Here is a 14499-nt window from a genome sequence, read left to right as displayed (position 1 = left end):
GCCCTCAGTAGCGGCGCGAGAAATCGCGCCTTGTTTTTTCTGCCGCCCGGTACTACGGCGACTCCAGCTCATCAGTGGCGCTCTTCGTCACACTCAGCACCGGTGGACGATCGTCAATACGCGTCACCAGCAGCTGATCGATGCGATAACTGTCGATATCTACCACTTCAAACTTGTAACCTGAGAACTTGACGAAATCGGTGCGTTTCGGGATTTTGCGCAGCATGTACATCATAAAACCACCAATGGTTTCATAGTTGCCGGACTGTGGGAAATCATCGATATCCAGCACGCGCATCACGTCATCAATCGGTGTGCCGCCTTCAACCAGCCATGAGTTCTCATCACGTGCCACAATCTGCTCTTCCTGACCCTGGCCGACCAAATCACCCATCAGCGTGGTCATCACGTCGTTGAGGGTAATGATCCCCACCACCAGCGCGTATTCGTTCATGATTACCGCGAAGTCTTCGCCAGCAGTTTTAAAGCTTTCCAGCGCTTCAGAGAGCGTTAATGTGTCCGGCACAATCAGCGCAGAGCGAATCTGCACGCCGCTGCTCAGGGTCAGGCTCTGATTGCCCAGCACGCGCAGCAGCAGCTCTTTGGAATCGACATAACCGACGATATGATCGATGTCGCCATCACATACCAGAAATTTTGAGTGCGGATGCTGGGCGATTTTGGTTTTGAGGCTGTTTTCATCTTCGTGCAGATCAAACCACACCACGTTCTCGCGTGACGTCATCGAAGACGGCACGGTACGCGATTCCAGCTCAAAGACGTTTTCGATCAGTTCGTGTTCCTGTTTACGCAGCACCCCAGCCAGAGCACCGGCTTCCACCACCGCGTAAATATCGTCGGAGGTGATGTCGTCTTTACGCACCATCGGCAGCTTGAAGATGCGGAAAAACACGTTGGCCAGCCCGTTAAACAGCCACACCAGCGGACGCATCACCAGCAAGCAGAAGCGCATCGGGTTGATGATGCGCAGCGCCACCGCTTCCGGCGCGATCATCCCCACACGCTTCGGCGTTAAATCGGCAAACAAAATAAACAGGCTGGTGACCACGGTAAAGGAACAGATAAAGCTGAGCTGATCGGCCAGTTCAGGGGCCATAAAGCGGCTAAATAAACTGCTGAAGGCGGGGGAAAACGCGGCATCGCCGACAATACCACCGAGGATGGCCACGGCATTGAGGCCAATCTGCACCACGGTGAAGAACATGCCAGGCTGTTCCTGCATTTTCAGCACGCGCTGCGCATTGATGTTGCCTTCATCGGCCAGCAGTTTAAGTTTGATCTTACGGGCAGCCGCCAGCGAGATCTCAGAAAGAGAAAAGAATGAACTGATCACAATCAGTAAAAGAATGACAAGTAAGCTATCGAGCATAAAAGATCCGTTGGGTTAATCACTTGTCATTTTTGGCCTGGGCAGCGCAGGAGAACATCCAGTATTCGCCTGTCATACAGGGCTATCCGTGCCAAAAATGTCTGCGCCATTTCGACAAGGAACGTTAACGTCGGGGCAGAAAGGAAAGCAGGTCATGCCTGCTGGGTGCTGATTATAGCAGCAGCGCTTATGCCGCCGCCAGAGGCGCGCACAAGGAGGTCGGAATAATCCGAGTGCGCTCCCCTCAGTCGCAGAAGTGCGGCTTCGGTGTTGTATCGCTCCCCCCATTTACCGACAATAGGAAATGATTTGGCTTAGTGACCATTTTTCCTCAGCCATCCGCCAAAAAGAGCGGCTATGCTGATGGGTAAGCGAGTGGTGGTGATAGCCTCCGATGAGAAATAACGCCCCTGCGGAATAAGGGGCAGGCATTATTAACAGGAGTAAGCGTGCCGCGATTGCATATTTATTGTTTGGCCAGCCTGTTGCTTGCTGCACCTGCCGTTGAGGCAGCGAAAGTGCGCTTGCAGCTGGAGGGGCTAACCGGGGATTTACAGAAGAACGTCAGGGCGCGCTTGTCCACCATTGGAACTGACGAAGTGTCGAGTGATGGGCGCTTCCAGGCGCGTGTCTCGCAGGCGATTAAAGAAGGCTTGCGGGCACTCGGTTATTACGAACCCGAAATCGATTTCGAATCACGTCCCGCGCCGCCGCAGGGCGGTCGACCGGTGCTGATCGCCCACGTTAAGCCGGGCGAACCGGTGAAAATCGGTGGCAGCCACATCGTGGTCGAAGGTGCGGCGAAAAACGATGATGACTATAAAGCCTGGGTGAAGCAGGGCACGCCGAAAATCGGCACCCAGCTCAATCACGGCGAATACGACAAATTTAAAAATGGCTTCTCCAGCCTGGCACTGCGTAATGGTTACTTCGACGGTGACTTTAAGCAAAGCCAGCTTGGCGTTTCGGTCGAAAGACGCGAAGCATTCTGGGATATCGATTACGACAGTGGCCCGCGCTACCGTTTTGGCGATGTCAGCTTCCAGGGCTCGCAAATCAACGAAGCCTATCTGCGGAATCTTGTGCCGTTCAAAAAGGGCGACCCTTACAGCTCGCGCGATTTAGCGGAATTAAACCGCCGCTTGTCAGCCACGGGCTGGTTTAACTCGGTGGTCGTTGCCCCGGAATTCGACAAAGGTCGTCAGACCAAAGTGCTGCCGCTGAATGCCGCCGTTTCGCCACGCGTTGAAAACACCATCGAAGCCGGTGTCGGCTATTCCACCGATGTCGGCCCGCGCCTGAAAGGCACGTGGAAAAAGCCGTGGATCAACAGCAGCGGTCATAGCCTCACTGCCAGCTCCTATATTTCCGCACCTGAACAACAGCTCGATCTCAGCTATAAAGTGCCCTTGCTGAAAAGCCCGTTGGAGCAGTATTACACCTTCTCCGGTGGTTTGAAGCGTACCGATCTCAACGACACCAAAGCCGATACCACCACGCTGGGCGTGTCGCGTAACTGGGACAGCAGCTCCGGCTGGCAGCGCGCGGTTAACCTGAAGTGGAGTCTTGATCACTTCACCCAAGGCAGTGTCACCAACACCACCATGCTGCTCTATCCGGGCGTGAGTTTGAGCCGCACGCGTTCACGCGGTGGCTTGATGCCGACCTGGGGCGATTCGCAGCGTTATTCCGTCGATGTCTCCGATACCACCTGGGGATCGGATGTCGACTTCCTGATCCTGCAGGCGCAAAACGTCTGGATCCGTATGCTGGGCGAGAAAAATCGCTTTGTGGTACGCGGTAACCTGGGCTGGATCGAGACCAACGACTTCGACAAAGTTCCGCCGGATCTGCGCTTCTTCGCCGGGGGCGACCGCAGTATTCGCGGCTATAAATACAAAGATGTCTCGCCACGCGACAGTGACGGCAAGCTGACCGGTGCCTCCAAAATGGCCACTGGCTCGCTGGAGTATCAATACAACGTGACCGGCAAGTGGTGGGGCGCGGTGTTTGTCGATTCCGGTGAAGCGGTAAACGACATCAAACAGAGTGATTTTAAAACCGGTGCTGGTGTTGGCGTGCGCTGGGCTTCTCCGGTCGGGCCAATCAAATTTGATATCGCACGGCCGATTGGCGATGACAAGGAACATGGTTTGCAATTCTATGTAGGACTGGGGCCTGAACTATGAAGCTGTGGAAAAAGGTCCTGATTGGATTCGGTATTTTTTTGGTGGTGCTGTTTGGCAGTGTGGCATTTCTGATTGGCACCACACCCGGATTGCATCTGGTGCTGAAAGGTGCCGATCGCTGGGTGCCCGGTTTATCGATCAACAAAGTCGAAGGTGGCTGGCGCGATCTGACGCTGAGTGGTGTGAAGTATGAGATGCCGGGCGTCAGCGTGGATGCTGGACGCTTCCATTTGGCGCTCAACCTGAACTGCCTGCTGCACTCGTCGGTGTGCGTGAATGACATCGGCTTGCAGGATGTCAGCGTGGTGGTCGACAGCAAGAAAATGGCCCCGGCCGCTGCACCACCGCCGCAGGAAGAGAGCGGTAGCACCAACCTGACCACGCCGTATCCGATAACGCTCAGCAAGGTCGGGCTGCACAACATCAACGTCAAAGTGGATGACACATCCATCTCGCTGCTGGACTTCACCACCGGCCTCAACTGGCAGGGTCGCGCGCTGACGTTAACCCCAACGCATATTCAAAGCCTGCTGATAGCGCTGCCGAAGGCGGCGAAAGTGGTTGATGAGCAAGTGGTGCAGCCGAAAGTGCAACAGCCGCAGCCGGATGAGAAACCCTTGGGTGAAACGCTGCAAGAGATGTTTGCCAAACCGCTGTTACCCGAACTGCCTGACTTCCAGCTGCCGCTGGATATTACCGTTCAGGAGCTGCTCGGCGAACAGCTGCGCCTGACCGGCGATAGCGATGTGTCGATTACCCGTCTGTTGCTGAAAGCCAAAACCGCTGACCGCCATCTTCAGTTAGAAACCTTTGACATCGATTCACCGCAAGGGCAGGTGAATGCCAGCGGTGATGCGCAGCTGGCGGATAACTGGCCAGTGAATTTCGCGCTGAATGGATCGCTGAATCTCGATCCGATCAAGGGCGAGAAGATCAAAATGAACCTCAGCGGGGCGATGCGTGAAGAGCTTAAGCTGGGGCTGAATCTCTCTGGCCCGGTCCGCGCACAGCTGGATGCCGCTGCGCAACCGGCGGTGGCGGGTCTGCCACTGTCACTGAAACTCACCAGCCCGGAGTTGCGCTGGCCGCTTACCGGCCCGGTGCAGTATCAGGCGGATAACCTCGATTATCAGTTCAAAGGCAAAGCCACTGATTATGTGATGTCACTGCGCACCGCTGTGAAAGGCGAAGCCGTGCCGCCGGCGACCATTGCGCTTGATGGCAAAGGCAACGTGCAGCAGTTCAGTCTGGACAAGCTGCGCGTGGCGGCACTGCAGGGTAACGTTGATTTAACCGCGCTGGTGGACTGGAGCAAAGCCATCAGCTGGCGCAGCGAACTGACGCTATCCGGCATCAACACCGCCAAACAGTACCCGGACTGGCCTGCCAAACTCGACGGCAAAATCGCCACGCGTGGCAGCCTGTACGGCGGAAGCTGGCAGCTGAGCGTGCCGCAGCTGGAGCTGAAAGGGAACGTGAAGCAGAACGCCGTCAGCGCCAATGGCTCACTCACCGGCAACAGCTATAACCAGTGGAAAATCCCGGGCATTAATATCGCGCTGGGCCGCAACCATCTGGACGTGAAAGGTGAACTGGGCGACACGCTCAACCTGGATGCCAATATCGATGCACCGCACCTGGATAACGCACTGCCGGGACTCGGCGGCGTGGCGAAAGGCACGGTAAAAGCACGCGGCACCTTGCAGGCACCGCAGCTGCTGGCCGATCTCACTGCAACCGGCTTGCGCTGGCAGCAACTGCAGATTCGTCGTGTGGCGCTGGAAGGAGATGTGAAATCCAGCGATCAGATCGCCGGTAAGCTGCAGCTGCGCGTTGAGCAACTGCAACAGGACGCGCTGAAGATCAATCTGTTGACGCTGAATGCGGACGGCAACGAGAAGCAGCATCAGCTCAAGCTGAACGTGCAGGGCGAGCCGGTCTCCGGCCAGTTGGCGCTCAACGGCAGCTTTGATCGCAAAACTGAACGCTGGCAGGGCAATCTCAACAACACCCACTTTGATACCCCGGTGGGCGAATGGCGTCTGACGCGTGCGATGGCGATTGATTACCTCAACACTAAGCAGACCGCCTCTATCGGGCCACACTGCTGGCAGAACCCGAACGCGCAGCTGTGCGTACCCGAGCCGATTGAAGCCGGGGCCAGCGGTCACGCCCATGTGGTGCTGAACCGCTTTGATCTGGCGATGATCAAACCGTTCCTCACCGATGCCACCAAACTGAACGGTGTGTTCAGTGGGGATGCGCGTGTGAACTGGACCGCCGACGGCGCGCTGCCAACCGGTACGGTCTCGCTGAAAGGTAACGGCGTGAAAGTCGAACAAGACGTGCAGGGCAACACGCTGCCGATCGCCTTTGACACGCTTAACCTGAATGCCGCGATGCGCAACGGTCGTGCCCAACTCGATTGGCTGATTCACATCGTCAACAACGGCCAGCTGAGCGGTAATGTGCAGATTGCCGATCCGCAAACCCGTCGCCAGCTGTCAGGTAATATTGGTATCAGCAATCTGTCGCTGGCGATGTTCAATCCGGCGTTGATGCAGGGTGAAAAGATTAAAGGCAACCTCAACAGCAACTTGCGTCTGGGCGGCACACTGCAACAGCCGCAGGTGTTTGGCCAGTTGGGGTTGAGCGATGTCAACGTGCAGGCCAGCTTTATGCCGGTCACACTCACCTCCGCCAATCTGAACATGGTGTTCAATGGCATGAGTTCGACGCTTAACGGCCTGTTACAGACGACGCAGGGCAACCTCAATCTGGGCGGCAATGCCGACTGGAGCCAGCTGGATAACTGGCGTGCGCGCATCACCGCGCAGGGCAACCGTATTCGTGTCACCGTGCCACCGATGGTGCGTATGGATGTCTCGCCAGACCTGGTGTTTGAAGCCACGCCAGCCGCGTTTAATCTTGATGGCAAAGTGGATATTCCGTGGGCGCGCATCACGGTGCAGGAAGTGCCGGAAAGCGCCACTGGCGTCTCCTCGGATGAGGTGATGCTGGATAAAGATCTCAAGCCGATTCAACCGAAGACCGCCGCCATTCCGATCAACAGCAACCTGGTGATCCATGTCGGTAACGATGTGCGGCTGTCAGCCTTTGGTCTAAAAGCCAAGCTGAATGGCGATCTTAAACTGGTGCAGGATAAAACCGGTCTGGGCTTAAACGGACAGATCAATATTCCTGATGGCCGCTTCCACGCTTACGGGCAGGATCTGATTGTGCGTAAAGGCGAGTTGCAGTTTGCCGGGCCGCCAGATCAGCCGTACGTTAACCTTGAAGCGATACGTAACCCGGAAGCCACCGAAGATGATGTCACCGCCGGTATTCGCGTCACCGGCCTGGCCGATGAGCCGAAAGTCGAGGTGTTCTCTGACCCCGCCATGTCGCAGCAGGAAGCGCTTTCTTACTTATTACGCGGTCAGGGACTCAGCAGTGATGGCGACAGTAATGCATTAACTTCAGCACTTGTGGGGTTAGGGGTTGCACAAAGTGGTCAGGTTATGGGTAAAATCGGCGAGACATTCGGCGTCAGTAACCTCGCGCTTGATACCACCGGTGTAGGCGACAGCCAGCAGGTGCAGGTGAGCGGTTATGTACTGCCGGGTCTACAAGTAAAATACGGTGTTGGCATATTTGATTCACTGGCGACGTTAACCTTGCGTTACCGCCTGATGCCCAAACTCTATTTGGAAGCCGTGTCCGGTCTCGATCAGGCACTGGATTTGCTCTATCAGTTTGAGTTTTAGCAATGCGAATAATTGTCTACGGCAGTTTACGGCGCAAACAGGGAAACAGTCACTGGATGACGAATGCGCAATGGCTCGGCGACCATCAGATTGAAGGGTTTGCGCTCTACAATCTGGGTCACTATCCGGGCGTCGTTGAAGATGAGGGAACCGTCTTCTGCGAAGTGTATCGCATCGACGCCAGCACGCTTGGCGAACTCGATGCCTTGCGCACCAAGAATGGCGAATACAAACGCCAACTCATCCAGACGCCTTACGGCAGTGCCTGGCTGTATGTCTATCAGCGTTCGATTGCGGGTCGCACCCGCATTGCGAGCGGTGACTGGCTAAAGCGCGACGACGCACCCGAGGCATAAATAAAAACACCGTCCATTGGACGGTGTTTTTTTATGCTTGCGAGGCAGAGAAGATTATTTCTTCTGTGCGCGCTCGTAAGAAGAGATGATTTCAGCTTTGGCCGCTTCAGCGTTGTCCCAGCCGTCAACTTTTACCCATTTGCCTTTTTCCAGATCTTTGTAGTGCTCGAAGAAGTGGGTGATCTGCGCTTTCAGCAGTTCTGGCAGGTCGTTCACATCTTTGATGTGATCGTATTCTTTGCTCAGTTTGGTGTGCGGAACCGCAACCAGTTTGGCATCTTCGCCAGACTCGTCGGTCATTTTCAGCACGCCAACTGGACGGCAGCGAATCACTGAGCCCGGCACCAGCGGATACGGGGTTGGTACCAGCACGTCAACCGGATCACCATCCAGAGACAGGGTGTGGTTGATGTAACCGTAGTTGCACGGATAGAACATGGCGGTAGACATGAAACGGTCTACAAACAGGGCGCCAGACTCTTTGTCCACTTCATATTTGATCGGATCGGCATTCGCTGGGATCTCGATAACGACATAGATATCTTCTGGCAGTTCTTTACCTGCAGGCACCTGGTTCAAACTCATCTGGCTTTCCTTCATTGGTCGTATGTTGAGTGACGGCTATTATAGCCAACTGACTCTGAAAGTATGCCCCCTTTTTGGCGTTTCGGAATGCTCCAACGGCCTACTTCGCGGTGACAAACAGCGAGACAATCCCTGCAGCAATCAGTGGTCCGACCGGCACACCACGGAAAAACGCCACGCCAATCACGGTGCCGATTAACAATCCACCAATCACTGATGGCTGCACGCTCATAAAACTGACGCCGCGCCCGCCCAGCCAGGCAACAAACACCCCGACAATGATCGCCACGATCGATTGCCAGTTAGCAAATGACTTCAGCAAGGATGAAGCGGGCAACGTCCCACTTGCCAGTGGCGCCATCACTGCGACAGTTAGAATAATAATGCCGATCTGAATGCCCTGTTTTTCCACATACGGGAAGAACTGAGACAGCGGTGTCAGCTTGATGGCGAGCAGGATCAGAATGGAAATGGTAACGGCACTGTTATGAACGAAATAGCTCAGGACGGCGAGGCAGACCAGAATGATGGTAGAGGCATAAGCAGCCATGTTTTCTCCCTGAAGATGGATGGATGCGCAGGTCAGTGCCTGCGCTGACGTTTTTTTAACGCCACCATTTATCAACAATCATCGGGATTGGCGCAACTGCCTTTGTTCATTGATTGCAACATTAAAGCCTGATTCCGCACCAGATTAACGCCCTGAGCCCCGATGGAAAGGGCTGCCATGCTGCCCTGGCGACTCATAAAATAGCTGCGGCTGGCCTCCATCCAGCTATCGCGATAGGCCAGCCACGCGCGTTGGGCAGCACGTAATTTGTCTTTAGGTTCGCCAGTTAATTTTTTCATCATCTGGTTGTACTGCATATTCATCTCTTTATCCCAGGCCTTATTGGCGCTGCCGTAGCACTGGGACATGCCCGCGGTGCTGGATTCCTTGTCCAGACACTGCTGTAGCTGCTGGTCGAGCGGATGCGTCTGCGCCATAACCATACTACTGGCGAACAGACAGGCAATCGGGAGCCACTTTTTCATCATTTCATTCCATCATTTTTGCGCAGCGGACTTCAGAAAAGCTGAAGGGTAAGCGAACGTCGGCAGATTGACCATCAACATTGGATAAAGTTTCTGCGACCAGCTGCCGATAATCTCTCCGTTTTAGGGCCAGTGGAGTTCTGCCTTTTCATACACACGGGAATGATCATGATCAGACAACTATCAATACGTACCGCTTTACTTGCGTTGTTGGCCATCATGACGGTGATGCTGTTAGCCGTCAGCGCCATGGGCATCTATGCCATTAATGCTGGAAATCAATCTCTGGATGCGCTGAACCGCATTCAGGGGATTGAACTCAACAAGCTCTACCAAAGCCGTTCAGATTTAATGCGCGCCCGCGCCAATGCGGCGCTGGCCGTTCGTAAGATCGAAATTGGTCTGTTGGATGACGGCGCCAAAGTCACGCAGCAGGCGCAAGCCGCAGTGGACAGTTCTCACCAGTTCCTCAAAGCATTTGTCGATGCAGGCACCGTAACAGCGCATGGTAAAACTCTGGCCGATGCGATTGTGGCGACCTACAACGTCTACGATAAAGAAGGCATCACGCCCATGATGGATGCCTTAAAAAAACAGTATACCGATGAGTACTATCAGGTGCTGGAAGGCAAACAATCACAGCTGGCAGCAAACTATTCGAAGGCGGTGAATGATTTCAGTATTTACGCCGATGAAGTCTCTGCGGCACGCCTCAAGCAGGCGACTGACAACGAAGTCCGGATGAAGGTGATGATTGGCGTGGTGATGGTACTGACACTGCTGCTGATCGTACTGGCCTGGCAGTTGTTGCGTCGCTCGCTGCTGCGTCCTTTGGACAACGCAATCGTGCATCTGGAACAGATTGCGGCGGGCGATCTCTCGCAGCCTTTACCTGCCGCAGGCAAAAATGAAATTGGTCGCCTGAATCAGGCCCTTTCCGATATGCAGCTGGCGCTGCGTGATTCGGTGAGTCAGGTGCGTGAAGCCAGCATGCAGATTGATGTGGGCAGCCGTGAACTGGCGGCGGGCACTGTGCATCTGTCGCAGCGCACCGAAGAGTCCGCTGCTTCGCTGGAGCAAACGGCCGCCAGCATGGAGCAGCTGACCGCCACCGTCCGTCTTAACGCCAGTAACGCTCAGCAGGCCAATCAGTTGGCCAGCAATGTATCGACCAGCGCCGATCGTGGCGCAGAGGTGGTGGGTTACGTGATGGAGAAGATGCAGGAGATCACCCAAAGCTCTAACCGCATCGGCGACATCCTCAGCGTGATTGATGGTATCGCCTTCCAGACCAATATCCTCGCGCTGAACGCCTCGGTGGAAGCCGCGCGTGCTGGCGAGCAGGGCCGAGGCTTTGCCGTGGTCGCTAACGAAGTGCGTACGCTGGCTGGCCGTAGTGCGACCGCCGCTAAAGAGATTCGTGAGTTGATCAGCGAATCACAAACGCGTGTTAAAGAGGGCAGCGACATGGCGACACGCGCTGGTGAAACCATGGATGAAATCTCCAGCGAAGTGATGCGTGTGACCTCACTGATGAAAGAGATCTCTATTGCCTCGGAAGAGCAGAGCCGTGGGATTGAGCAGGTGAATCAGGCGGTGACGCAGATGGATGAAGCCGCGCAGCAAAACGCCGCGCTGGTGGAAGAAGCCAGTGCCGCCACGCAGTCGCTGGAAGCGCAGTCACAGCAGTTGCAGGAATCAATGGCGCAGTTCCGCGTGGTCGCCGCGTAAAAACAGGTGCAACGTGCTTATGGCGCGTTGCTACTTATCTCTTCAGCAAAGCGCAGGATCATGTCTGCTAATTGGTCATCTTCTGCCAGAAAATAGGCGGCGGGGATCTCCAGCGCTTTCGCCAGCAGTTGCAGCGTCAGTAAATCGGGCTGATGCACACCGACTTCATAACGATTGATGCGCGCACTGGCGGAAAACTCTTCAATGCCAGCGGCAATCCCTAACCCTTTTTGCGAAAAACCCTTCACCAGACGCACCTGTTTCAGGCGTCTACAGAAGGTTTTTTGCAGGGAAGAGGTCGGTTTCATGCCTACGAGAATCGTAGATTTGCTGCTTGTCAGATACTACGAGTAACGTAGTATCGTTATGGCAACCTATAACGAGAACTAAGGAGAGTGACGTGGGTGAAAGCAAGCAGGACTGGCATCAGGCCGATATTATAGCCGCCTTACGCAAGAGAGGGACTTCATTAGCCGCCGTATCACGTGAAGCGGGGTTGTGTTCGACCACTTTGGGCAATGCCTTAATCCGACCCTGGCCCAAGGGCGAATGGCTGATTGCCGAAGCGATTGGCATCGCACCGGATGAAATCTGGCCCAGCCGCTACTACTCCGCGCAGGGTGAATTGATTGATCGGCAAGCAAAGCGACGAAAATAACCCAATAAAAAGCCCGCTCATTATTGGCGGGCTTCTTCACATCACATCAGCTTATTCGTGGCTGTCCGGGAACTCACGCATAAAGCGCTCAACGTCATCCACCATCGCATCGTTACCGCAGAAGAACGGGCAACGCTGGTGCAGGGTTTCAGGCTGGATGTCGAGGATACGGTTGGCACCATCGCTGGCTTTACCACCGGCTTGTTCCGCCAGGAATGCCATCGGGTTGCACTCATACAGCAGACGCAGCTTACCTTTCGGGTGGCTGGCGGTGCTTGGATAGAGGTAAATACCGCCTTTCAGCAGGTTACGGTGGAAGTCTGCCACCAGTGAACCGATGTAGCGCGAGGTGTATGGGCGCTTGGTGGCGATATCTTCTTCCTGACAGAACTTCAGGTATTTCTTCACGCCCTGCGGGAAGCGAATGTAGTTACCTTCGTTGATGGAGTAGGTGTAGCCTTTCTCCGGGAAGGTCATGCGCTCATGGCTCAGACAGAACACGCCCAGTGACGGATCGTATGTAAACGCATGCACGCCCACACCGGTGGTGTAAACCATCATGGTGGAAGAACCGTAAACCACGTAACCGGCCGCAACCTGCTTGTTGCCCGGCTGCATAAAGTCAGCTTCGGTGATCGGCGTACCCGGCTCACTGATGCGGTGGTAGATGGAGAAGATGGTGCCGACGGAAACGTTCACGTCGATGTTGGAAGAGCCGTCCAGCGGATCCATCAACACCACGTATTTACCGTCTTCTGAGCCTTCAAAGATGACGAACTCATCTTCTTCTTCGGAAGCGATACCGGCAACCACACCACGCGCTTTCAGGGCAGCTTTCAGTTTTTCATTCGCGAAGAGGTCCAGCTTCATCTGCTGTTCGCCCTGCACGTTTTCCACGCCGCTGGCACCGAGGATATCCACCAGACCCGCTTTGTTGATGTCGCGGTGGATAATCTTGGCTCCGAGCTTAATGGAGGAAATCAGCGCCGTCAGTTCACCTGTGGCGTGTGGAAAGTCGTGTTGCTTCTCGACGATGAATTCGCCTAACGTTTTCATAACACATTCCCTGAATCTACGATGGAGTGGCAGCAGCTTTAACACGCTACCAACGTATGAGCGCAGTTTAGCCGATTGAACTTTAAAAACCATAGTCCTAATCCGTTTCTTCCCACTCTGCTCGGGGTTACACTGTGCGCCGAACTTTTGAGTAATGGATCTCTTTATGCGTATTCACATCCTTGGGATTTGTGGCACTTTCATGGGCGGACTGGCAATGCTGGCCCGTTCGCTAGGGCATGAAGTGACCGGCTCTGACGCCAATGTCTACCCGCCGATGAGCACCTTGCTGGAACAGCAAGGCATTGAATTGACAGAAGGTTATGATGCCAGTCAGCTCGATCCGCAGCCGGATCTGGTGATCATTGGCAACGCCATGACGCGCGGCAATCCGTGTGTGGAAGCGGTACTGGAACGTAACATTCCTTACCTCTCTGGCCCGCAGTGGCTGCATGATTTCGTGCTGCGTGACCGTTGGGTACTGGCCGTGGCCGGAACCCATGGCAAAACCACTACCGCAGGCATGGCAGCGTGGATTCTGGAGGCCTGTGGCCTTGAACCGGGCTTTATCATTGGTGGAGTGCCAGGAAACTTCGAGGTTTCGGCAAAATTAGGAAAAAGTCCATTCTTCGTGATTGAGGCGGATGAATACGACAGCGCGTTCTTCGACAAGCGTTCCAAATTTGTCCATTACTGCCCGCGCACGCTGATCCTTAACAATCTCGAATTCGATCACGCCGATATCTTTGATGACTTGCGCGCGATTCAGAAGCAGTTCCACCATCTGATTCGCATCGTGCCGGGCCAGGGCAAAATCCTGCTGCCGGAGCACGATAACAATCTTAAGCAAGTGATGGCGATGGGCTGCTGGAGCGAGCAGGAAACCGTCGGCGACAACGGCCACTGGCAGGCGAAAAAACTGACGCCGGACTCTTCGCACTGGGAGATCTGGCTGGACGGCGAGAAAGTCGGTGAAGTGAACTGGGCGCTGGTCGGCGAGCACAACATGCACAATGGCCTGATGGCGATTGCGGCCGCGCGTCACGTCGGGGTGAAACCGGTGGATGCCGGTGAAGCGTTGAGCAGCTTTATCAATGCGCGCCGTCGTCTTGAGCTGCGTGGTGAAGTGAATGCCATCAAAGTGTATGACGATTTTGCCCATCACCCCACCGCGATTCTGGCCACGCTGGCGGCGCTGCGCAGCAAAGTCGGTGGTACCGCGCGTATTCTGGCGGTACTGGAGCCGCGATCCAACACCATGAAGATGGGCGTGAGCAAAAACGAGCTGGCCCCGTCTCTGGGTCGCGCCGATAACGTGTTCCTGTTCCAGCCGCACCACATTCCATGGCAGGTGTCTGATGTCGCGGAAGCCTGCATCCAGCCGGCGAAGTGGAGCGCGGATATCGATACGCTGGTGGAAATGGTGGCAAAAGAAGCCCAGCCAGGTGATTCCATTCTGGTGATGAGTAACGGCGGGTTTGGTGGCATTCACCAGAAACTGCTGGAGAGATTGGGACGTTGATGGCGTGGCGACCCTTTAATCGGGGTTGCCACTGGGTTTGATGACGCTCTGTTAACCGCCCAAACTAAAAAGGGTCGCCCACTGGCGTAATGCCGATCAGTTAAGACAAAAATGATCGGTTGAATGATCCGGCAGTTCTGCAAAAATCCGTAATCTCTCAGGGATTACGGATTTTTTTATGCTTCTCAGTCAGGCTCTCGATATCGTTCA

12 protein-coding genes are annotated in these 14499 nt (G+C 55.0%); 6 read left to right on the top strand and 6 right to left on the bottom strand.

Translation table 11 applies throughout. The annotated features are described in order from the left end of the window. Nucleotides 1-52: 52 nt before the first annotated feature. Nucleotides 53-1390 (bottom strand): hemolysin family protein, encoded by a 1338-nt coding sequence (locus FD737_RS20270; protein WP_034829259.1) that lies wholly within the window; start codon nt 1388-1390, stop codon nt 53-55. Nucleotides 1391-1839: 449 nt separating this feature from the next. Here FD737_RS20270 and FD737_RS20265 point away from each other — a divergent pair, with 449 nt between their 5' ends. Genes FD737_RS20265 through FD737_RS20255 form a run of 3 tightly spaced genes read left to right on the top strand, consistent with a single transcriptional unit; the run spans nt 1840 to nt 7702 of the window. Then, nucleotides 1840-3579 carry an autotransporter assembly complex family protein gene (locus tag FD737_RS20265; RefSeq protein ID WP_160834418.1) on the top strand — a complete coding sequence of 580 codons (1740 nt, stop codon included), beginning with the start codon at nt 1840-1842 and terminating at the stop codon, nt 3577-3579. After that, entirely contained in the window at nt 3576-7346 is a 3771-nt protein-coding gene (locus tag FD737_RS20260) for a translocation/assembly module TamB domain-containing protein (protein WP_160834417.1), read from the top strand. The genes FD737_RS20265 and FD737_RS20260 overlap by 4 nt, the downstream gene beginning before the upstream one ends. 2 nt (nt 7347-7348) lie before the next feature. Next, a complete protein-coding gene (locus tag FD737_RS20255; protein WP_034829253.1) occupies nt 7349-7702 on the top strand; it encodes a gamma-glutamylcyclotransferase in 354 nt (117 codons plus the stop codon). 54 nt (nt 7703-7756) lie between these two features. On the opposite strand, the gene ppa is transcribed toward FD737_RS20255, so the two are convergent. The 3 genes from ppa to FD737_RS20240 form a co-directional block, all read right to left on the bottom strand. After that, a complete protein-coding gene (gene ppa / locus FD737_RS20250) occupies nt 7757-8287 on the bottom strand; it encodes an inorganic diphosphatase (RefSeq protein WP_034829250.1) in 531 nt (176 codons plus the stop codon). Nucleotides 8288-8387: 100 nt separating this feature from the next. Then, the gene (locus FD737_RS20245; protein ID WP_038644476.1) at nt 8388-8837 is read right to left on the bottom strand and encodes a DUF441 domain-containing protein; all 450 of its coding nucleotides are present in this window, start codon (nt 8835-8837) and stop codon (nt 8388-8390) included. A gap of 71 nt (nt 8838-8908) precedes the next feature. Continuing rightward, entirely contained in the window at nt 8909-9322 is a 414-nt protein-coding gene (locus tag FD737_RS20240; protein WP_097119504.1) for a lysozyme inhibitor LprI family protein, read from the bottom strand. Between the two features lie 171 nt (nt 9323-9493). Between FD737_RS20240 and FD737_RS20235 the strand changes: the two genes are divergently transcribed. Beyond that, entirely contained in the window at nt 9494-11053 is a 1560-nt protein-coding gene (locus FD737_RS20235) for a methyl-accepting chemotaxis protein (RefSeq protein WP_160834440.1), read from the top strand. A gap of 17 nt (nt 11054-11070) precedes the next feature. On the opposite strand, the gene FD737_RS20230 is transcribed toward FD737_RS20235, so the two are convergent. Continuing rightward, nucleotides 11071-11361 carry a helix-turn-helix domain-containing protein gene (locus FD737_RS20230; protein WP_097119505.1) on the bottom strand — a complete coding sequence of 97 codons (291 nt, stop codon included), beginning with the start codon at nt 11359-11361 and terminating at the stop codon, nt 11071-11073. Between the two features lie 92 nt (nt 11362-11453). Here FD737_RS20230 and FD737_RS20225 point away from each other — a divergent pair, with 92 nt between their 5' ends. Beyond that, the gene (locus FD737_RS20225) at nt 11454-11711 is read left to right on the top strand and encodes a helix-turn-helix transcriptional regulator (RefSeq protein WP_097119506.1); all 258 of its coding nucleotides are present in this window, start codon (nt 11454-11456) and stop codon (nt 11709-11711) included. A gap of 51 nt (nt 11712-11762) precedes the next feature. On the opposite strand, the gene fbp is transcribed toward FD737_RS20225, so the two are convergent. Then, on the bottom strand, nt 11763-12767 hold the full coding sequence (fbp, locus tag FD737_RS20220) for a class 1 fructose-bisphosphatase (RefSeq protein ID WP_034829242.1): 1005 nt from the start codon (nt 12765-12767) through the stop codon (nt 11763-11765). 166 nt (nt 12768-12933) lie between these two features. Here fbp and mpl point away from each other — a divergent pair, with 166 nt between their 5' ends. After that, entirely contained in the window at nt 12934-14289 is a 1356-nt protein-coding gene (mpl, locus tag FD737_RS20215; protein ID WP_045832883.1) for a UDP-N-acetylmuramate:L-alanyl-gamma-D-glutamyl-meso-diaminopimelate ligase, read from the top strand. Nucleotides 14290-14499: the final 210 nt, after the last annotated feature.

Origin of the sequence: Pantoea sp. Seng, from assembly GCF_009829935.1 — a bacterium.
GTDB classification, from domain to species: domain Bacteria; phylum Pseudomonadota; class Gammaproteobacteria; order Enterobacterales; family Enterobacteriaceae; genus Pantoea; species Pantoea communis.
Note: the sequence above shows the minus strand (reverse complement) of the source record. Positions and strands in the feature narration are given on the sequence as shown.